Raw genomic sequence first — 19,836 nt, forward strand, 5'->3', positions numbered from 1 at the left:
CGGTCCTATGCCGGGTCCCGCCACGAGCCTGCGAGTGACGGAGGGGGGCGGCCCTCCCTCAGTAGCGGGAGGGGTGCAGCCAGCGAGCGAAGAGGCGGGTCAACGCCGGCATGACGACGTAGCCCAGCAGCACCACCACGATGACCGCCGACAGCAGCAACCGCAGGGGCAGCGGCCAGCTCGTCACGTGCGGCGACACCAGCAGCTGGAAGACGAGCGTGATACCGAAGACAGCGGCCACCGTGAGGACGGTCATCCGCCAGCGGGGCCCCGGCCGGGCGGGGGTCAGCGCCGTGAAGAAGCTGTCCAGACCGGCCACGTGTGCGTAGTCGACCCGGTCGGTCAGGTGCTCGACGCGCTGCAGCGCGGCCTGCCGCTCGGTCGAGCGCTCCCAGCGCGCCAGCGACTCGCCGTCGGCGAAGCGGTAGACCAGGTGGTAGAGGGTCGAGCCCGGGCCGGGACGCAGCAGGCTGGTGCCAAGGTTGCCCGGGAACTCCGCGGCCAGGCCCAGCACCTCGGCGGCCCACCGCTCGAAGGCCTCACGCTGGTCGCCCCGCACGTCGCGGGCGACGGTGACCGTGACCGGCTCGGCGGCCGCGACCACCGCCTCGGGCGCGGTGACCGGGGAGCTCGTCGATCGCTCGCGTCGCTGCACGGGAGGCTCAGCGCCGCGGCGGACTCGCGCCTTCCCGCGGCGGGGGGTGACCTGCGCCGCGTCCGAGCAGGAGGAGGACCCCGTCCTGCCCACTCTTCGCAAGCTCAGGGCGGTGCCCTGGACGGGGGCGGGGGACACTGGGGCACGTGCCCGAGGGAGACACCGTCTGGCTGGCGGCGAAGCGGATGGACACCGCGCTCGGCGGCGCCACCCTGCGCCGCGGTGAGCTGCGCGTGCCGCAGTTGGCCGCCACCGACCTCGCCGGTCGCACCGTCTCCGCGGTGGTGCCCCGCGGCAAGCACATGCTCACCCGGTTCACCGACGGCTGGACGTTGCGCACGCACTACCGGATGGACGGCAGCTGGCACATCTACCGGCACGGCACCCGGTGGCGCGGCGGTCCGGCCTTCTCCATCCGCGCCATCCTGGCCACCGACGAGTGGGAGTGCGTGGGCTACCGGCTGCACGACGTGGCGATGGTGCGCACCGAGCACGAGGACCAGCTGGTCGGCCACCTCGGCCCCGACGTCCTCGGCCCGGACTGGGACCTCGAGGAGGCGCTGCGCCGGCTGCGGGCACACCCCGACGAGCAGATCGGCGTGGCGATCCTCGACCAGCGCAACCTGTGCGGTCCCGGCAACCTCTACAAGGTCGAGGGCTTGTTCGTCTGCGGCGTGCACCCGTGGATGCGGGTCGCCGACGTCGAGGACCTGCCGGAGCTGGTCGAGCGGACCCGGTCGCTGATGCTCGCCAACCGCGACCGTCCGGAGCAGAGCACCACCGGCGACCTGCGCCGCGGACGCGACCACTGGGTCTACGGCCGCAAGGACCGCCCCTGCTACCGCTGCAGCACGCCGATCCTGCGCGGCGACCAGGGGCCGGACCTGCAGGAGCGGATCACCTACTGGTGCCCCCGCTGCCAGGCCGCCCGCTCCCCCATCGACCCGGCGGCCCGCACCGGCGAGCCCGACCACCCGCCGCCGCTCCCCAGCGCCTCCTGAGACGCCGGCGGCCCGGCCACCGAGGTGACCGGGCCGCGAGCGGTCGGCCCCGTCCCGGGTCCCGATGACCCCGTCCAGAGGGTCACCAGGAGCCTGCGAGTGGCGAGGACGACGGGGTCCTCCTCCGGAGCGCGGGGAGGACGCGTCTCCCTGCAGGGCCCCGCCGCGAGCCTGGTGACGCGCTGGACCGGCCCCGCGTCAGGGCCCCACCGCAGGCCCCGTCCCGAGGCTCGCCCCGAGCTTGCGAGGGGTGAGTCTCGGGACGGGGCCTGCGGTGGGGGACGCGGGGTCCTTCTCCTACTGCTGGTCGGGGCGGTCCGCCGACTGGGCCGCCGGCTGCGCGGTGGACGTCGGCACCGACGGCGTCCCCTCCTCCAGCGCCGGCGCCGCGGTCTGACCGGTGACCGCGGGCTGCCCCATCGAGGCGCGGATCTGGTCCAGCCGCGAGGCGCCGGCGACGTCGAGGGTCGCCTTCTGCACCTCGAGCATCCGGCCCTCGACCGACGTCTGCGCCAGCTCGGCCTGGCCCAGGGCGTTCGCGTAGCGGGCCTCGATCTTGTCCCGCACCTCACCGAGGCTCGGGGTGTTGCCCGGCGCGGAGAGCTCGTTCACCTGCTTGAGCGAGGCCGCCACGTGCTCCTGCATCTTGGCCTGCTCGAGCTGGCTCATCAGCTTGGTGCGCTCGGCCAGGGTCGTCTGCAGCCGCATCCGGCTCTGCTCGACCGCGCCGCGCGCCTGCTCGGCGGCCTGGAGCGCCTCGTCGTGGCTGCGCTTGAGGTCCTCCATCGACTGCTCGGCGGCGACCAGCTGGGTGGCGAAGGCCTGCGCGGCGTTCTCGTACTCCGCCGCCTTGGCCGCGTCCCCGCCGGCGCGGGTCTGGTCGGCCAGCACCAGCGCCTGGCGCGCGGAGGCCTGCAGCTTCTCCACCTCGCCGAGCTGCCGGTTGAGCCGCATCTCCAGCTGGCGCTGGTTGCCCAACACCGCGGCCGCCTGGTTGGCCAGGGCCTGGTGCCGCTGCTGCTCGGCCTCGATCGCCTGCTGGATCTGGATCTTCGGGTCGGCCTTCTCGTCGATCTTCGCGTTGGCCGAGGCCGTGAGGTACTTCCACAGCTTCACGAACGGGTTCGGCATCTGTCCTCCTGCGCAGGTAGCGGTCGTCCGCCAGGGCCTGCCCGTCCGGCGTGCCGCAGCGATCGTCGTCCCCGTCATCGTCCCAGGTGCGCCCGCGGGTGAGCCAGCGCCGGGGTACGGAGGCGTTCCGGTCGCTAGGGTCGCGAGGGTGACCAGCGACCGCTCGGTGCTGAGCGTCCTCGGTGAACTCGTCGTCGACATGCTGCCCGAGGCCGCGGCCGGCGCCGGGCAGCACGGCACGACCCCGCACTACGTCGCCCGGCCCGGCGGCAACGCCCTCAACGTCGCGGTGGCCGCCGGCCGTCTCGGCGTCCCGGTCCGGCTGCTCGCCCGGTTGGGCACCGGCCCGCTGGCCGTGGGGCTGCGGCGGCACGTGGAGCTGGCCGGCGTGGACCTCGCCGGGCTGCTGCCGGCCACCGAGCCGGTCAGCCTCGCGCTGGTGGGCCTGGGCCCCGACGGCTCCCCCGACTACGGGTTCCACGTGCAGGGAGCCGCCGACTGGCAGTGGACCGACGAGGAGCTCGCCGCCGTCCTGCCATCCGGGACGGCGATCCTGCACGTCGGTTCGATCTCCAGCTGGACCCCGCCGGGCTGCGAGGCGATCGCCCGGCTGGTCGAGCAGGTGGCCGCCGACGGCCGTGCGCTGGTCAGCGTCGACCCCAACATCCGCCCGATGCTGGCCGACGGCCCGGTCGGGACGGCGCTGGGCAACTCCGCCGCATCGGTGCGCGCGCGTCTCGACCGGCTGCTGTCCCGGGCCGACATCGTCAAGGTCAGCGCCGAGGACCTCGCCTGGCTCGAGCCCGACAGCGCCGGCGACCTCGACGGGACGGCCCTGCGCTGGGCCGACCGCGGCGCCGCCCTGGTGCTGCTCACCGACGGCGGGGCGCCCCTGCGCATCGCCCGGCCCGGCCGTGAACTGCTGCGCCGCGAGCCGCCGCGGGTGACCGTGGCCGACACGGTGGGCGCCGGCGACTCGCTGGCGGCGGGGCTGTTCGCCGGGCTGCTGGACGCGGGGATCACCACCCGGGCCGCGCTGGAGGAGCTGCCCGACGAGCAGCTGCTGCCGATCGTCGACGACGCCGCCCTGGTCGCGGCGCTCAACTGCACCCGGGAGGGCGCTGACCCGCCGACCCGCGAGGAGCTGGAGGCGGCCCGCCGGTGAGCGCCCCCGACGACGTCACGCTGGTCGGGTTCGCCGAGCTGTCGGCCACCGTCGTCCGCGCGCGTCTGCTCGCCGCGCACGAGAGGTTCTGGGACGTCGAGACCCGGCCGCTGCACCACCCGGTCTGGTTCGACCAGTTCGGCGGCTTCGGCGCGCTGGCCCGTAGCGCCGACGGGGAGGACGTCGGCTACCTGCTCGGCGTGGTCACCGCCGACCGGCTGGCCTACCTGCACCTGCTCGCCGTGCGGGACGACCGGCGCCGGACCGGGCTGGGCCGCCGGCTGGTGGCGTGGTTCGACGACCTGTCGCGCAACACCGGGGCGCGCGTCGTCCAGGCGGTGACCTGGCCGGAGGACACCGCCGCGGTCGCCCTCCACACCGCGCTCGGCGCCAGTGCCCACCTGGCGCAGGACCGCGCCGGGCCCGGCCAGCACCGCCTGGTCCTGACGCGCTCGCTCGCCCGCTAGCCCGTCCGCAGCCAGGCGGCGGTGTCCGGCGGCAGTTCCTCGCCGGCCGCGGCGCTGGTCAGCGCCGGCTCGCCCTGACCGGCCAGCGACACCGGCCGGTCGGACAGGTTCACGACACAGCGGAAGCCACTGCCGCGGTCGAAGGCGAGCACGTCGTCCCCGAGGTCGCGCCAGGTCAGCGGTGCGTCGTCGGCCAGGCCAGGCAGGCTGCGGCGCAGCCGCAGGGCGCTGCGGTACAGCGACAGGGTGGACGCCGGGTCGGCCCGCTGCGCGGCCACGGTGAGCTCCCGCCACGACTCGGGCTGCGGCAGCCACGGGCGGACCCCGTCGGCGGTGAAGCCGAACGGCGGCCGGTCGCCCGACCACGGCAGTGGCACCCGGCACCCGTCCCGGCCGCGGGCGGTGTGGCCCGAACGCTCCCAGGTCGGGTCCTGCAGCACCTCCTCGGGCAGGTCCTCGACCTCGGGCAGGCCGAGCTCCTCGCCCTGGTAGAGGTAGGCGCCGCCGGGCAGGGCGAGCATGAGCAGGGCGGCGGCGCGGGCGCGCCGGAGACCGAGGACGAGGTCGGCCGGGCCCGACGCGTCGAAGCCCATCGTGGCCGCGCCGGTGGCGGCCCGGCCGAAGCGGGTGACGTGCCGGGTCTCGTCGTGGCTGGACAGCACCCAGGTCGGCGGTGCCCCGACCGGCGCCAGCGCGGCGAGCGTCCCGTCGATCGCCGCCCGGAGGCTCCCGGGATCCCAGGAGGCCCGGAGGTAGTCGAAGTTGAAGCTGGTGTGCAGCTCGTCGGGCCGGACGTAGCGGGCCAGCCGCTCAGCCCCCGCGACCACCGCCTCGGAGACGAACACGCGATCGCCGGGGTACCCGTCGCTGATCACCCGCCAGCGCCGGAACACCTCGTGCACCTCGTCGCGGTCCCAGTGCGGGTTGTCCACCCACCGGGCCGACTCGAACAGCGCCCCGGGTGCGTGGCCGGCGTCCGGCAGCCCGGGGACCTTGGCCAGGGCAGGGGCGGCGTCCACCCGGATGCCGTCGACGCCGCGATCGAGCCAGAAGCGCACGATGCCGTCGAACTCCTCCTGCACGACCGGGTCGTCCCAGTCCAGGTCGGGCTGCTCGGGGCGAACAGGTGCAGGTACCACTGCCCCGGCTGCCCGTCCGGCTCGCGCACGCGGGTCCAGGCCGGGCCGCCGAAGGCGCTGATCCAGTCGTTGGGCGGCCGGTCCCCACCGTCCCGGCCGTCCCGGAAGAAGTACCGTGCCCGCTCGGGCGCGCCCCGGCCGCCTGCCACGGCGGCGCGGAACCACGCGTGCTCCGCGGAGGTGTGGTTGGCGACCAGGTCGACGATCAGTCGCAGGCCGGCGTCGTGGGCCTCGGCGAGCAGCGCGTCGACGTCGGCGAGGGTGCCCAGGCGCGGGTCGATGTCGCGGTGGTCGCTGACGTCGTAGCCGCCGTCGGCCATCGGCGAGGGGTACCAGGGCGTGACCCACAGGGCGTCGACGCCGAGATCCACCAGGTGCGGCAGCCGGGCGCGCAGCCCGTTGACGTCGCCGACGCCGTCACCGTCGGAGTCGGCGAAGCTGCGCAGGTAGACCTCGTAGACGACCGCCGTCCGCCACCACGGACGGCGGCCGTCCCCGAGCGCGCCCCTCGTCATGACATCGCCGAGCGTGGCCCCGTCCCGGCCCCCGCCCTGAGCCTGCGGAGGGTGGGAGGACGGGATCCGCTCTCAGGCCGCCCCGGCCCGGGTGGCCCCGCCGCTGACCGTCGTCCCCTGGGCCTGCGCCTCCTGGACCTGCTCCACCCGGTCCTCGGTCGCCATCTGGGTCAGCCGGGCGCCGGCCTCGGCGTCCCGGGTGAGGTTCTCGCCGGTCTGCGGGTCGAACACGTGCACCTTCCGCGCGTCCAGCCAGAACTCCGCCTCACGCCCCTCCCGGATCCGGCTGGTGGCATCGATGGAGACGATCGCCTGGGTGCGCAGTTCCTCGGCGTCCAGCTCCCGGGACAGCTCGCGCAGCTGGTTGCGGATCGCCTCGGGTGCCTCGTAGGGGATGTAGGCGTACTGCGAGTCACCCAGCCACTCGGTGACGTCTACCCGCGCCCGGAACAGCGAACCCAGCGGCCGCTTGGCCTCGTCGACCAGCGACGCGTCCTCGAAGTACTCCGGCCGGATGCCGACCAGCAGCAGGTCACGGCCACGCACTGCCGCGGCGCGGCGCTCGTCGAGGGTGATCGGCCCGAACGGCGTCTGCAGCCGGTCACCGTCCAGAGAGGCGGGCAGGAAGTTCATCGGCGGTGAGCCGATGAAGCCGGCGACGAAGAGGTTGACCGGCTGCTCGTAGAGCTCGCGCGGTGACGCGACCTGCTGGATCTTGCCCTTGCGCAGCACGCAGACCCGGTCGCCCAGGGTCATCGCCTCGGTCTGGTCGTGGGTGACGTAGACCGTGGTGATGCCCAGCCGACGCTGCAGCCGGGAAATCTCGGTGCGCATCTGCCCGCGCAGCTTGGCGTCGAGGTTGGACAGCGGCTCGTCGAAGAGGAACGCCTCCGCCTGGCGCACGATGGCCCGGCCCATGGCCACCCGCTGCCGCTGGCCACCGGAGAGGTTGGCGGGCTTGCGCTCCAGGTGGTCCTTCAGTTCGAGCACGTCGGAGGCCTCGGTGACGCGGCGGCGCACCTCGTCGTCGGGCATCTTGGCCAGCCGCAGCGGGAAGGCGATGTTCTCGTACACGGTCATGTGCGGGTACAGCGCGTAGTTCTGGAACACCATCGACAGGTTGCGGTCGCGGGGTGCGAGGTCGTTGACCCGCTTGCCACCGATCAGCATGTCGCCGCTGGTGATGTCCTCGAGCCCGACGATCATCCGCAGCAGGGTCGACTTCCCGCAGCCGGACGGGCCGACCAGGATCATGAACTCCCCGTCGGCGATGTCCAGGCTGACGTCGTTGACCGCCGGATAGCCGTCGCCGTACTGCTTGACGATGTTGCGCATCTCGATCGAAGCCATGAGATCTCGTCCCCTCGCTGGGTGGGTGGGTACGGGGGTCAGCCCTTGACCGCGCCGTTGGTGAGACCGGCGACGATGCGCCGCTGGAAGAGCAGCACGAGGACGATCACCGGGATGGTGACGATCACGGCGGCCGCGGCTGTGACGCCGGTCGGGTCCTCGAACTGTGAGGCACCGGAGAACAGGCCGAGTGCAGCAGGGACCGGTCGCGCCGCCTCGGTCGAGGTCAGGGAGATGCCGTACAGGAAGTCGTTCCAGGCGATGAAGAACGCGATGATCGCCGTGGTGAACACGCCCGGGGCGGCCAGCGGGACGATCACCTTGCGGAAGGCCTGCCAGGTGGTCGCACCGTCGACCTGCGCAGCCTGCTCCATCTCCCAGGGGATCTCCCGGAAGAAGGCCGACATCGTCCAGATGGAGATCGGCAGGGTGAGCGACAGGTACGGGAGGATCAACCCCGGCCAGGTGTCGTACAGGCCGATCTGCCGCCACACGTTGAACAGCGGCGTGACGATCGAGATGATCGGGAAGATCGCCACGGCGAGCGCGGTCGTCAGGATGACCCGCTTGCCCGGGAAGTCCAGCCGCGCGATGGCGTAGGCGGCGAACATCGCCAGCACACAGGAGATGAACGTCGCGATCAGGCAGATGCCGAAGGAGTTGCGGAGCGACGGCAGGAACAGGCCGCTAGCGCTCCCGGTGAAGATGTCGCCGTAGTTCTGACCGGTGAACTGCGTCGGCAGGAACCCGCCGTTGGCGAGGTCGGACGGCGCCTTGAACGACAGGGACACGATCCAGGCGATCGGGAACAGGCAGTAGAAGACGAGGACCAACCCGCCGATGAGCCACCAGATCTTCTCGCGTCGGGACATCACCCCTCCCCCCTTGCCTGTGACAGGTCGACCTTGAAGCCCTTGATGAAGCCCACCGCGATGAGCACCACGCAGAGGAACAGCAGCACCGAGACCGCCGAGCCGAGGCCGATCTCCAGCCGCGCGATGGTCTGCCGGTAGGCGAGGAACGACACCGACTCGGTGCCGTTCGCACCGGCGGTCATGATGAAGATGGTGTCGAAGATCCGGAACGCATCGAGCGACCGGAACAGCACGGCGACCATGATGGCCGCCTTCATGTTGGGGATCGTCACCCGCGACAGCCGCTGCCACCAGCTGGCGCCGTCGACCTTGGCCGCCTCCTGCAGCACCTCCGGAACCTGCGCCAGGCCCGCGAGCAGCAGCAGCGAAATGAACGGCGTGGTCTTCCAGATCTCGGCCAGGCAGATGACCAGCAACGACGTCCAGGTGCCGCCGAACCAGTCGGTGTCAGTGCCGACGCCGGGCAGCCAGGCGAACCAGCTGTTGACGAACCCGGTGTTGATGTCGAAGGCGAACTGCCAGGCAAGCGCGGAGACGACGGTGATCACCGCGTACGGGATGAGGATCGAGGCCCGCACGACGGGCCGGATCGAGCTCAACGCCTTGGCCATCACCATGGCCAAGCCGAAGCCGAGGACCAACTCGACCGCGACCGTCACCACCGTGATAAAGAGGGTGATGCCGAGGGCCTGCCACCACAACGGGTCGGTGACGATCACCAGGTAGTTGGACAGCCCGGTGAACGAGCGGTTGGCCGGGTCGGTGAGCCGGTAGGAGAAGAGCGACTCGTAGACCGCCTGCAGGATCGGGTAGGCGGTCACCGCCAGCATCACGAAGAAGGCCGGGCCGGCGAGCAGCCAACCGAGCTTGCGTTCGGCGCGGGACCGATCGCTGATCGTGCCGCGTGGCGCGGAGGCCGGCTGGGTCTTCTCCGCCGGTGGGAGGGTCGTGGTGGTCACAGCAGCTGCTCCCCTGCGAGGACGGCTCGGATCAGCTCGGCCGCGGTGGGACCGGTCACCCCGGGGACGACCGAGCCCGGCGGGTGGTAGGTCCGCTGGATGGCGGCCGAGACCTCGTTGTAGTAGACGGTCTGCGGCCGCGGGGCGGCGATCTCCAGCGACTCCCGGATCTCGGGGGCCATCGGGAAGACCTCGAGGACCTCGGGGTCGTCGTAGACCGGGATGGAGGAGGCCGGGTTGCCGTTGGTCGTGAAGTAGTAGGCCTGGTTCTGGTCCGAGACGATGCACTCGGCGGCCTGGTAGGCCAGCTCGGGGGCCGCGCTGAACGCGCCGACCCCGAGGTTGATCCCCCCGTAGGGCGGGGCAGCCTCGTCGTTGGGGTTGACCCGCGGGTAGACCGCCCAGCCGTAGTCCTCCGGCACCGACGGATCGAGGGTGCCGGCCTCCGCGGCGCTCAGCGCCCGTCCGTAGACAAACGGCCAGTTGACCATGAAGCCGCCGTTCGGACCTTCGAACTCGGTGGCCGAGGCGTCCTCGTTCTCCGTGGAGAAGGCCGCGCCGGCGACCCCGCTGTCGGCGACCGCACGCATCACCTCGGCCGCACGGGCGGCCTGCTCGGACTCGAGACCGAGCTGGATGTCCCCGGGGTCCTCGGCGTTCTCGGTGATGATCGACCCACCGGCGGACTCGATGAGCGCGTTGAGCCACACCGTCAGCGACTCGGCGCGGGCGCCCTGGGCTCCGATCAGCGTGTCGGTCTGCTGCGCGGCCTCGAGGATCTGGTCCCAGGTGACCGGCTGGCTCATGTCCAGGCCGGCCTCCTCGGCCACGGACTCGCGATACCAGAGCAGCTGGGTGTTCGCCCAGAACGGGACGGTCACCAGCTCGCCGTCCCAGGTGGCACCCGCGACGGCGCTCTGCACGACGTCCTCGCTGACCCGTTGCGCGACGTCCTCGGGCACCGGGGCCAGGAAGCCGGCCTCGGCGAACTCGGGGATGAAGGGCGGGTCGAGGCTCATCAGGTCGATCGACGCGTCATTGGCCGCCAGGCGCCGGATCAGCTGCTCGCGCTGCGCCGAGGCCTCCCGGGGCAGCTGCGCGACCTCGATCGTGTACGCCCCGCCGGACTCCTGGCTGCACCGCGCGGCGATCTCGGCCTGCCCGCCGGAGTCGGGGTTGATGTACCAGGTGAGCGCGTTCGCCGCGCCCGAGTCACCCCCGCACGCGGCGAGCGTCGAGGCCAGGACCGCCGCGGCTGCGGCACCGCCCAGCTGACGTCTGCGCCCCCGCGTCGCGGCTCTGCCGGACGATCTGCCCTTGCCGTTCCTCGACACCGTCATCCCGCCTCCGTTGGAGAGCAGCGAGCTTGAGATCACCGCGGTTTTCGTACCGTGGCCCAGGCCACAGGAGGTGTCAACTCGAACGAAACCACCTCGTTACACCGCCTCCGCGGCCCCGTGCGGGGCCCGCCGTGGGCCTGCGAGCGGTGGGAGCGGGGGGTCCTCCTCAGTCGCGGCTGCCGACGATGGCCGAGGGGGTGGTCAGCTCCTTGGGCGTGCGGGGCAGCACGGTGTCGAAGTAGGAGCGCGCGGCCCTCGTCGTCCCGACGTCGTGGCCGGCCTTCTCGGACAGGAACCAACGGTGCTCGAGGATCTCGTGGAAGACCTCGGCCGGTGCCAGCCGGCCGGCGAGGTCGGGCGGGATGGCCTCGACGACGGGCTGGTAGGACTCGGCCAACCAGCGGTAGCCGGCGACGGTCTCCGGGACCGGGGCGCCGGTCTTCTGCTCCAGCGTGGCGCGGTAGGCGCGCAGGTCGTTGAGCAGCCGGCGGGCCTGGCGTTCCTGCACCTCCAGGCCGGTCAGCCGGAACAGCTCCCGGCGGTTCTGCCCGGGCTCGGAGACGCGGGTCTCCACGCGCAGCCGCGCACCGCCCTCGGGGTCGGTGACGAGCTCGATCTCGCCGACGTCGAACCCCAGGTCGTTGAGCCGCTGCAGCCGCTCGGCCACCCGCTGGCGCTGCTCGGCCAGCGCGAAGACCTCCTCGCGGTTCACCTCGTCCCAGAGCGCCTCATAGCGAACGGGCAGGCTGTCGGCGACCTCGATGGGGTCCACGTGCGACGGCAGCAGGCTGCCGGCCTGCAGGTCCAGCAGCTCGGCGCCCACCCGCTCCCGTGCGAGGTCGACGTCGTAGCGCCGCTGCCCCGGGCTCAGCTGGGGGTACCGCTCGGAGGTCTCGGCATCCACCAGGTAGGCGGTGAAGGCGCCGGCGTCGAGCCGGAACAGGGTGTTGGACAGCGAGCAGTCGCCCCAGAAGACGCCGGCCAGGTGCAGCCGGACGAGCAGTACCACCATGGTGTCGAGCAGCTGCTCCTCGGAGTGCTCCCCGTGGGGACGGGAGAACAGGTACCGGTAGGACATCGAGTACTCGAGGTAGCGGGTCACCAGGACGGCGTCCTGGTCGTCGGGTCGGTCGACGCAGATGCCCAGCACCGAGACCGACGGCAGCCCCTCCTCCTCGAACTGGCCGAGCAGCGCGTACTCGTGGCGGGCCAGCCGCTCGGGGATCTCCTTGAGGGCGTAGACGTGCCCGCCCTGCGCGGTGAACCGGACGACGTGCCGCGAGATGCCCCGCTGCGGGACCTCGAGCAGCAGCTCGGGCTCCCACTCCTCGAGGGGCAGGTGGAAGGGCAGGCTCAGCAGGCCCGCGCCGTCGGTGACCGGTGGCCGGAAGAGGTACCGCACGACGGGCTCCGATGGTCGCAGCTGCAGCCGACGCCCCGGCGGGGCGTGCCGGACCGTCACCATCCCACGCCGCACCGGCGGACCGCGCGGCCCGGCGGAGGTCCAGTGCCGGGACGCCCGTCAGTCCGGCCGGACGAGGTGGGCGAGCCGCTGGGCCGTCGCGCGGCGCACGGCCGGCTCCCCCGGCTGGAGCACCAGACCGAGCAGCCAGCGCGCCGTGAGCTCGGCGACGTCGGCGTCGGCTCCCAGCGCCGTGGCCAGTCGGTCCACCAGCTCCGCCCAGCGCTCGGGCGAGGTGGCCAGCAGGCCGGTCAGCACGGCCGGCTCGTCGCCGCCGACGCGGCGCAGCACCGGGTGGCCGGCAACCTCGTCGGCCAGCGCGGTCAGGGCCGCACCGGGAGCGGAGCCGGCGACCAGCGCGGTGAGCCGGTCGAGTTCGGCGGCCAGCAGCGCGCGGGCCACCTCGTCCTTGGTCCGGAAGTGGTTGTAGAGGGTCGCCTTGGCCACACCGGCTGCGGCCGCCACCGACTGCATGGTGCTGCCCCGCAGGCCGCGCTCGGCGAACGCCCGCACGGCACCGTCGAGCAGGCCTGCGCGGGTGCGCCCCATGGCGTTGCCGCCGCGGGTGTGCGAGCCCGGCACGTGGGCGGGGGCGCGAGGAGCCCGGCGCGGCGGAGCAGGGTCGTGCGGGAGCGGTGCGGCCGACGCCATGGCCCCTGTCTCGCACCGGGGCCGCGTCCGGTCAAGTGGAGGACGCCCTCCGGCGCCTGCCACGGGCGGGAGGACGGCAGCCCTGCAGGGCCCCGCCGCGAGCGTGCGAGTGGCGGGGGTCCTTGCTCAGGCCGCCAGCGACACCGCGCCGGACGAGCGGCCGGCGGCGCGGGCCGACGCACCGACCAGGGCCAGCGCCGGCTCGGCGACCGGCTGCTCGTCGGACGTGGTGCCCGTGACCTCCTCGTCGGGGACGTCGGCGGTGTCGGCCGCGGGCAGGAGCGGGCGCAGGCGGCCGTCGGCCCCGCGCAGTCCCGAGCTCACCTCGGCCAGCAGGTCGGCAAGCTCGACGTCGAGGGCGTCGCAGATCGAGGCGAGCAGCTCGGAGGATGCCTCCTTCTGCCCCCGCTCGACCTCGGAGAGATAGCCCAGGCTGACCCGGGCGGCACCGGAGACGTCGCGCAGCGTCCGACGCTGGCGCAGCCGGTGGCCGCGCAGGGTCGTCCCGAGCTGGGTGCGCAGCAGCGTCATCGCCGTCTCCTGTCCTGCCTGTGCGGAAGCGGCGGCACCCCGGGGAGGGGGCCGTGCGCTCACGGTACGCGGAGGCACCGACGGTCACCGGGCCGTGCCGGGCGCGTCCGCTCTGGGCGTAACACCGGAGGCCGGGCGGCCCTTCCCCGGTCCCGCCCGAGCCTGCGAGCGGTGGGGCGGGGCGGTCCCGTCCCGAGCCTGCGGAGGGTCGGGAAGGCGGGCGGCCCCGTCCAGAGGCTCGCCGCAAGCTTGCGAAGGGTGAGGAGGACGGGCGGCCCTCCTGCAGGGTCCCGCCGCGAGCCTGCGAGCGGTGGGGGGCAGGGGGGTCCTTCTTCAGGCGGCGGCGTCGGTCCGCGGCCCGCCGGCCGGTCCCGCCGAACGGCGGGCGGCCGCGGCGCGCATGGCACGGGCGCTGGTGCGCCGCAGCGCCAGGGCGCGGTGGACGTAGTCCAGGCCGGTCACCACGGTGAGCACCACGGCGGCGGCCATCACCCACCACCGCAGCGTGCCGAACAGGCCGTCGAACGGGAGCGTGTAGAGCCCGATGGCCAGCGCCTGGAGGACGGTCTTGGCCTTGCCGCCGCGGCTGGCCGCGATCACCCCGTGGCGGATCACCCAGAAGCGCAGCAGGGTCACGCCGACCTCGCGGACGAGGATGGTGAGCGTCACCCACCAGGGCAGCAGTGCGAGGACCGAGAGGCCGATGAGGGCGGTGCCGGTCAGCGCCTTGTCGGCGATCGGGTCGGCGAGCTTGCCGAACTCGGTCACCTGGCCGGTGCGCCGGGCGATCATCCCGTCGTAGCGGTCGGTGATGATCGCGAGCGCGAAGACGAGGGTGGCCCAGTAGCGCCGGTCGTCGTCCATCCCGCCGTCGGCGAACAGCAGCGCGGCGAACACCGGCACCACGGCCAGCCGGAGCAGGGTCAGCGCGTTGGGCAGGTTGACGACCCGCGCCGACTGGGGCGGCGTGGCGGCCGGGTCCACCGGAGAGTTCATGCGTGCACCGCGGGCACGAGTGCCGTGGCCACCAGGTCGACCCCCTCGGTGTCGACGACCTCTGCGGCGACCAGCATGCCCGCGACCGCGCCGTCCGGCACCCCGGTGACCGTCGTGGTCCCGTCGGCCTCGGGGTCCTGGTGGGCGGCGTGCCCGGCCCACACCCCGGTCCCCGCCTCGGCGGAGAGGTCCTCGGTGAGCAGCACCTCGACCCGATCGCCGAGGCGGTCCTCGGCGCGCTGCGCGGTGAGCTCCTCGACCAGGTCGGTGATCCGCCGGACGCGGACGTCGATCTCGGCCTGGTCGAGCTTGCCCGGCAGCCCCATCGCCTCGGTGCCCTCCTCGTCGGAGTAACCGAACACCCCGACGGCGTCCAGCCGCCCCTCGACGAGGAAGTGCTCGAGCTCGGCGACGTCGTCCTCGGTCTCCCCGGGGAAGCCGAGGATGACGTTGGTGCGGAAGCCGGCGGCCGGCGCCAGCGCGCGAGCCCGATCGATCAGCGCGAGGAAGTCGTCGGTACCGCCGAAGCGGCGCATCCGGCGCAACAGCGTCGGCGAGGAGTGCTGGAAGGAGAGGTCGAAGTAGGGGGCGATCCCGTCTGTCGCGGCGATGACCTCGAGCAGGCCCGGCCGCAGCTCGGCCGGCTGCAGGTACGCCACCCGCACCCGGGCGATGCCCTCGACCGCGGCCAGCTGCGGCAGCAGCCGCTCCAGGTGGCGCAGGTCGCCGAGGTCCTTGCCGTAGGACGTGGAGTTCTCGCTGACCAGGACCAGCTCGGTGACGCCCTGCGAGGCCAGCCACTGCGCCTCGCCGAGCACCTCCGCCGGCGGGCGGGAGACGAACGAGCCGCGGAAGGCCGGGATGGCGCAGAAGGCGCAGCGCCGGTCGCAGCCGGAGGCGAGCTTCAACGCGGCCGACGGGCCCGAGGCCAGCCGGCGCCGCTGCAGCCAGCCGTGGCCGGGGATGGCCGGGGCGTCGAGCGCGGTGACGGCCGCGCTGCGGTCCACCGGGCTGATCGGCAGCAGCGTGCGCCGGTCCCGGGGGTCGTGCGGGATGAGCGGACGACCGGTGAGCACGTCGTCGAGCCGGTCGCCGATGGCCGTGTAGTCGTCGAAGCCGAGCACCGTGGCCTCGGGCAGCGCACCGGCGAGCTCGGAGCCGTACCGCTCGGCCATGCAGCCGACCGCGACCACCCGGGCGCCGGAGTCGGTGGCGGCCAGGACGGCGTCGACGGAGTCCTTCTTGGCCGACTCGATGAAGCCGCAGGTGTTCACCAGGACGGCGTCCGCGCCCTCGGCGTCCTCGACCAAGCGGTACCCGCCGGCGGCCAGCCGGCCGGCCAGCTCCTCCGAGTCGACCTCGTTGCGGGCGCACCCGAGGGTCACCACCGCCACGGTGCGGGCAGGGTCGGTCGGAGGTGTCACCGGTCCATCGTAGGGCGCACTCCGCTCCCCACCAGGGAGAGCGGGGGTGACCCGCCCCTCCCCTACCCCTCGGTGCCGCGGAGGGTGAACATCACCGACTCGAGCTCGTCGGGCTTGACCAGCACGTCGCGGGCCTTGGACCCCTCGGACGGGCCGACGATCCCGCGGCTCTCCATGAGGTCCATGAGCCGTCCGGCCTTGGCGAAACCGACCCGCAGCTTGCGCTGCAGCATCGACGTCGAGCCGAACTGGCTGGTGACGACGAGCTCCACGGCCTGGACGAGCAGCTCCAGGTCCCCGCCGATGTCCTCGTCGATCTCCTTCTTCTCGCCCTCGGCGGCGCTGAAGACCTCCTCGCGGTACTCCGGCTCGGCCTGGCGCTTGGTGAACTCGACGACCGCCTCTATCTCGGCGTCGGAGACGTAGGCGCCCTGCACCCGCATCGGCTTGCCCTGGCCGATCGGCATGAACAGCGCGTCGCCCATGCCGATGAGCTTCTCCGCGCCGGGCTGGTCGAGGATGACCCGGCTGTCGGTGAGGCTGGAGGTGGAGAACGCCAGCCGCGAGGGGACGTTGGCCTTGATCAGGCCGGTGACGACGTCGACCGACGGCCGCTGAGTGGCCAGCACCAGGTGGATGCCGGCCGCACGGGCCTTCTGGGTGATCCGGACGATCGACTCCTCGACGTCGCGCGGGGCGACCATCATGAGGTCGGCGAGCTCGTCGACGATGGCCAGGATGTAGGGGTAGGGCCGGTACACCCGCTCGCTGCCCGGCGGCGCCACGATCTCGCCGCGCTCGACCTTGCGGTTGAAGTCGTCGATGTGCCGGACGCCGGTGGAGCGCATGTCCTGGTAGCGCTGCTCCATCTCCTCGACCAGCCAGGCCAGCGCGGTGGCCGCCTTCTTCGGGTCGGTGATGATCGGCGTGATCAGGTGCGGGATGCCGTCGTAGGGCGTGAGCTCGACCATCTTGGGGTCGACCAGGATCATCCGCAGCTGGTCGGGCGTCGCCCGCAGCAGCAGCGAGGTCAACAGCGAGTTGACGCAGCTGGACTTACCGGCACCGGTGGCGCCGGCGACCAGCAGGTGCGGCATCTTGGCCAGGTTCGCGCAGACGAACCCGCCCTCGATGTCCTTGCCCAGCCCGACCAGCATCGGGTGCGGGTCCTGCTTGGCCACCTGGGAGCGCAGCACGTCACCGAGGCTCACCATCTCGCGGTCGGTGTTGGGCACCTCGACGCCGACGGCGGACTTGCCGGGGATCGGCGCGAGGATCCGGATGTTGTCGTTGGCCACCGCGTAGGCCATGTTCTTGGTCAGCGCGGTGATCTTCTCGACCTTGACCGCCGGGCCCAGCTCGATCTCGTAGCGGGTGACCGTCGGGCCGCGGGTGAAGCTGGTGACGACCGCGTCGATGTTGAACTGCTCCAGCACGCCGGTGATGGCCTCGATCGCCGCCTCGTTGGCCTTCGAGCTCTTCTTCGGCGGGTCGCCGGGGCGCAGCACACCGACCGAGGGCAGCGTGTACTGCCCCTCGACCGGCTCGATGCGCAGCTGCTCGGGCTCGGCGATGGGCTCGAGCTCCTCCACCGGCGCGGTCCGGTCCACCACCGCGGGGCGGCGGGTCGGGACCGGCGGAGGTGGCGGCTGGTGCAGCACCGCCTCGGGCGCGTCGTCGAGCGCCGCGTGGTCGATCGCCGGCACGGTCTCCACCGGGCCGGTGTCCATCAGGTCGTCCGACAGCGACCGGCGGCGGCCGCGGCGGGGCGCCGGCGCCTCGGCCGGCTCCTCCTCGTCCCAGTCCTCGTCGTAGACGTCCTCGTCGTCGTGGACCTGGCCCAGCAGGCGGTCGGTGAGCTCACGGAGCCGCTCGGGGATCTGGTGCACCGGCGTGGCGGTCAGCACCAGCAGGCCGAAGAAGGCCAGCAGGACCAGCAGGACGACGGCGACGACGGTGCCCACGCCCGCGACCAGCGGCGTGGCCGCAGCCCAGCCGACCAGCCCGCCGGAGCCGGGCCGGTCCTGCGACGGGGCGGCGCCCTCGCCGACGACCTCGGCGATGCCCAGCACCGACACCACCAGGCACAGCCAGCCGATCGCCAGCCTGCCGCGCGCCTCGGGGTGCGGTCCGCGGCGCAGCAGCCGCAGCGCGACCAGGAACAGCACGACTGGCAGCACCATGACCAGCGAGCCGACGATCCAGCGCACCCCGCCGGCGAACACGGCGCCGACCGGGCCGATGCCGTTGCTCCAGGCGGCCGCACCCAGGACGACGGCCAGACCCAGCACGGCCAGGCCGACGCCGTCGCGGCGGTGCTCGGGCGCGAGCGGCTCGGCCTCCTCCGGGCGGGCGACCGAGCGGGCCAGCCCGCCGGCGCCCCGCGCCAGCAACGACCAGCCGCCGCTGACGACGCCCCACAGACCCGGACCGGACCCCTTGGACGCGGGCTTGCGGCCGGCGGGCTTGCGGCCGCCGGCGGCGGGTCGCTTGGCGGGCGGGCGCTTCCGGGACGCGGTCGACCCGGAGCCCGAGCGTCCGCGCGCGGACGACCGGCCCGAGGGTCGGGTCGTCGTCGTGCGAGCAGGCATGCGTCGACGGTAACGGCCGCCGGGCCGCCCAGACGGCAGGCGCAGCGTGTCCGCGTGCCAAGCCGCACGGGAACGGTTCGGCACGTCTCGGCTGCAGAGCAGCGCCGGGACGCCGATGGAGCGTGCCTGCGCTCCCCGGGCCACGATGGGGAGCCGGCTCGGCCGGTCGGTGAACCGGGACGCCCCGGCAGCCGTACACCTCCCGACGGGAGGAGCAGCGATGGTGCGCGACCACGGGCGGCTGGAGGGCCGCGAGCTCGACGTCCGGGCGGCCTACGCCGCGCACGGCGCCGAGCTGTACCGCTTCGCGCTGCGCCAGCTGGGGGACGGCGGGGCCGCGCAGGACGTCGTCCAGGAGGTGTTCCTGCGCGCCTGGCGCTCCGCGGACGCCTACGACCCGCGCCTCGCCAGCCTGCGGACCTGGCTGTTCGCCATCGCCCGCAACGTCGTCGTCGACGAGGCGCGGCGGTTCGCCGTCCGGCCGTGGCAGCGGACGCTGACCGACGGGACGGGCGCCGACGTCCCCGCGGTGGCCGGCATCGACGAGGCGCTGGTGGACGGGTGGGTCGTCGAGGAGGCGCTGCGCCGGATCGGCGAGGACCACCGGACGGCGATCGTGCAGACCCACCTGCGCGGACGGCCGCACGCGGAGGTGGCCGCGGAGCTCGGCATCCCGGTCGGCACGCTGCGGAGCCGGGTGTTCTACGGCCTCAAGGCACTGCGCTTGGCGATGGAGGAGATGGGGGTGGAACCGTGACCGAGCGGGGAGAGCACCGGGGACTGCGTGAGCAGCTGGGCTGGTACGCCCTCGGGCACGGGACGCCGGAGGAGCGGGCCGGCGTCCGCGCGCACCTGGACGGGTGCGCCTCCTGCCGTGCGGAGCTCGCCGAGCTGGCGCCGCTCGCCGCACGGCTGGAGGGCGTGGACCCCGACCGGCTCGACGAGCAGCCGGCGCCCCCGGCCGGCCTCGGCGAGGCGGTGCTGGCCCGGATCGCGGCCGAGGAGCCGCTGCGCCGGCGGCGGACGTCATCCCGCCGGGCGCTGGCCGCGGCCGCCGTCGTGGGCGTGGCCGCGGCGGGCTTCGGGATCGGCTGGCTGGCCCGCCCGGTGCCGGACCCGCTACCGCTCGAGCCGGTCGCGGTGCAGGTCGCGGACAGCGGCATCCAGGCCACCGCCGACGTCGTCCCGCACACGTGGGGCGTGGAGGTCAAGCTGACCGGCGAGGGCTTCACCGCCGGCGCGGTCTACCGAGTCGTGGTCACCGACGAGGACGGCACCGCGGTCCCCGCCGGCCAGTTCCTCGGCGTGGGGCCCGCGGAGCTGCGCTGCAACCTCAACTCCTCGGTTCTGCGGGAGGACGCCACCGGTTTCCAGGTCGTGGCCGCCGACGGCACCGTGGTGGCGAGCTCGGAGCTGTGACGACCAGCGGCGCCGGGGACCCCGTGGTCCCCCGGCGCCGCACCGGACGCAGCTGCCCGTCTCGACCGTGCGCCGGTCGACGGTGGAGCCGGTGCCGCCCGCTATCCGGTCCGCACCCGCCCCTCGTGTGGCGGCACCCGACGGTGGGCGCCGCACGAGAGGGGA

The 19,836-nt window shown here is 73.6% G+C and carries 17 protein-coding genes and 1 pseudogene; 5 read left to right on the forward strand and 13 right to left on the reverse strand.

All coding sequences use genetic code 11. The features are described 5' to 3' along the window. Positions 1-58: 58 nt before the first annotated feature. Entirely contained in the window at positions 59-655 is a 597-nt protein-coding gene (locus GOBS_RS19120) for an antibiotic biosynthesis monooxygenase (RefSeq protein WP_012949919.1), read from the reverse strand. A gap of 146 nt (positions 656-801) precedes the next feature. Between GOBS_RS19120 and GOBS_RS19125 the strand changes: the two genes are divergently transcribed. Next, positions 802-1,656 (forward strand): DNA-formamidopyrimidine glycosylase family protein, encoded by an 855-nt coding sequence (locus GOBS_RS19125; protein ID WP_012949920.1) that lies wholly within the window; start codon positions 802-804, stop codon positions 1,654-1,656. Positions 1,657-1,953: 297 nt separating this feature from the next. Here GOBS_RS19125 and GOBS_RS19130 read toward each other — a convergent pair whose 3' ends face one another. Then, the gene (locus tag GOBS_RS19130; RefSeq protein ID WP_012949921.1) at positions 1,954-2,787 is read right to left on the reverse strand and encodes a PspA/IM30 family protein; all 834 of its coding nucleotides are present in this window, start codon (positions 2,785-2,787) and stop codon (positions 1,954-1,956) included. A gap of 148 nt (positions 2,788-2,935) precedes the next feature. Between GOBS_RS19130 and GOBS_RS19135 the strand changes: the two genes are divergently transcribed. Next, positions 2,936-3,952 carry a carbohydrate kinase family protein gene (locus GOBS_RS19135; RefSeq protein WP_012949922.1) on the forward strand — a complete coding sequence of 339 codons (1,017 nt, stop codon included), beginning with the start codon at positions 2,936-2,938 and terminating at the stop codon, positions 3,950-3,952. Further along, the gene (locus tag GOBS_RS19140) at positions 3,949-4,419 is read left to right on the forward strand and encodes a GNAT family N-acetyltransferase (RefSeq protein WP_012949923.1); all 471 of its coding nucleotides are present in this window, start codon (positions 3,949-3,951) and stop codon (positions 4,417-4,419) included. The genes GOBS_RS19135 and GOBS_RS19140 overlap by 4 nt, the downstream gene beginning before the upstream one ends. Here GOBS_RS19140 and GOBS_RS19145 read toward each other — a convergent pair. The 11 genes and pseudogenes from GOBS_RS19145 to GOBS_RS19195 form a co-directional block, all read right to left on the reverse strand. Next, positions 4,416-6,073, reverse strand: a pseudogene (locus tag GOBS_RS19145) (glycoside hydrolase family 13 protein). The gene GOBS_RS19140 and the pseudogene GOBS_RS19145 overlap by 4 nt on opposite strands. A 72-nt stretch (positions 6,074-6,145) precedes the next feature. After that, positions 6,146-7,423: an ABC transporter ATP-binding protein gene (locus GOBS_RS19150; protein WP_012949924.1), complete on the reverse strand. Its 1,278-nt coding sequence runs from the start codon at positions 7,421-7,423 to the stop codon at positions 6,146-6,148. A 38-nt stretch (positions 7,424-7,461) separates the two neighbouring features. Continuing rightward, positions 7,462-8,295: a carbohydrate ABC transporter permease gene (locus GOBS_RS19155; protein WP_012949925.1), complete on the reverse strand. Its 834-nt coding sequence runs from the start codon at positions 8,293-8,295 to the stop codon at positions 7,462-7,464. After that, the gene (locus GOBS_RS19160; protein WP_012949926.1) at positions 8,295-9,257 is read right to left on the reverse strand and encodes a carbohydrate ABC transporter permease; all 963 of its coding nucleotides are present in this window, start codon (positions 9,255-9,257) and stop codon (positions 8,295-8,297) included. Before GOBS_RS19160 ends, GOBS_RS19155 begins: the two co-directional genes overlap by 1 nt. Then, a complete protein-coding gene (locus GOBS_RS19165; RefSeq protein WP_012949927.1) occupies positions 9,254-10,597 on the reverse strand; it encodes an extracellular solute-binding protein in 1,344 nt (447 codons plus the stop codon). The genes GOBS_RS19160 and GOBS_RS19165 overlap by 4 nt, the downstream gene beginning before the upstream one ends. Before the next feature lie 166 nt (positions 10,598-10,763). Continuing rightward, positions 10,764-11,999, reverse strand: a complete 1,236-nt coding sequence (locus GOBS_RS19170; protein WP_012949928.1) for a DUF4032 domain-containing protein — start codon at positions 11,997-11,999, stop codon at positions 10,764-10,766. A 120-nt stretch (positions 12,000-12,119) separates the two neighbouring features. Further along, positions 12,120-12,641 (reverse strand): TetR/AcrR family transcriptional regulator, encoded by a 522-nt coding sequence (locus tag GOBS_RS19175; protein ID WP_243697546.1) that lies wholly within the window; start codon positions 12,639-12,641, stop codon positions 12,120-12,122. A 195-nt stretch (positions 12,642-12,836) separates the two neighbouring features. Continuing rightward, positions 12,837-13,241: a helix-turn-helix domain-containing protein gene (locus GOBS_RS28995; protein WP_012949930.1), complete on the reverse strand. Its 405-nt coding sequence runs from the start codon at positions 13,239-13,241 to the stop codon at positions 12,837-12,839. 333 nt (positions 13,242-13,574) lie between these two features. Then, entirely contained in the window at positions 13,575-14,237 is a 663-nt protein-coding gene (gene pgsA, locus GOBS_RS19185; protein WP_012949931.1) for a CDP-diacylglycerol--glycerol-3-phosphate 3-phosphatidyltransferase, read from the reverse strand. Continuing rightward, the gene (locus tag GOBS_RS19190; RefSeq protein WP_012949932.1) at positions 14,234-15,661 is read right to left on the reverse strand and encodes a MiaB/RimO family radical SAM methylthiotransferase; all 1,428 of its coding nucleotides are present in this window, start codon (positions 15,659-15,661) and stop codon (positions 14,234-14,236) included. Before GOBS_RS19190 ends, pgsA begins: the two co-directional genes overlap by 4 nt. A gap of 62 nt (positions 15,662-15,723) precedes the next feature. Further along, positions 15,724-18,252, reverse strand: a complete 2,529-nt coding sequence (locus GOBS_RS19195; RefSeq protein WP_012949933.1) for an FtsK/SpoIIIE family DNA translocase — start codon at positions 18,250-18,252, stop codon at positions 15,724-15,726. A gap of 220 nt (positions 18,253-18,472) precedes the next feature. On the opposite strand from GOBS_RS19195, the gene GOBS_RS19200 reads away from it, so the two are divergent. Together GOBS_RS19200 and GOBS_RS19205 are read left to right on the forward strand one after the other, a co-directional pair. After that, positions 18,473-19,009, forward strand: coding sequence for a sigma-70 family RNA polymerase sigma factor (locus tag GOBS_RS19200; protein WP_012949934.1), 537 nt, complete (start codon positions 18,473-18,475; stop codon positions 19,007-19,009). Continuing rightward, on the forward strand, positions 19,006-19,671 hold the full coding sequence (locus GOBS_RS19205; RefSeq protein WP_012949935.1) for an anti-sigma factor family protein: 666 nt from the start codon (positions 19,006-19,008) through the stop codon (positions 19,669-19,671). Before GOBS_RS19200 ends, GOBS_RS19205 begins: the two co-directional genes overlap by 4 nt. The last annotated feature ends 165 nt before the right edge of the window (positions 19,672-19,836 follow it).

Source organism: Geodermatophilus obscurus DSM 43160, assembly GCF_000025345.1.
GTDB classification, from domain to species: domain Bacteria; phylum Actinomycetota; class Actinomycetes; order Mycobacteriales; family Geodermatophilaceae; genus Geodermatophilus; species Geodermatophilus obscurus.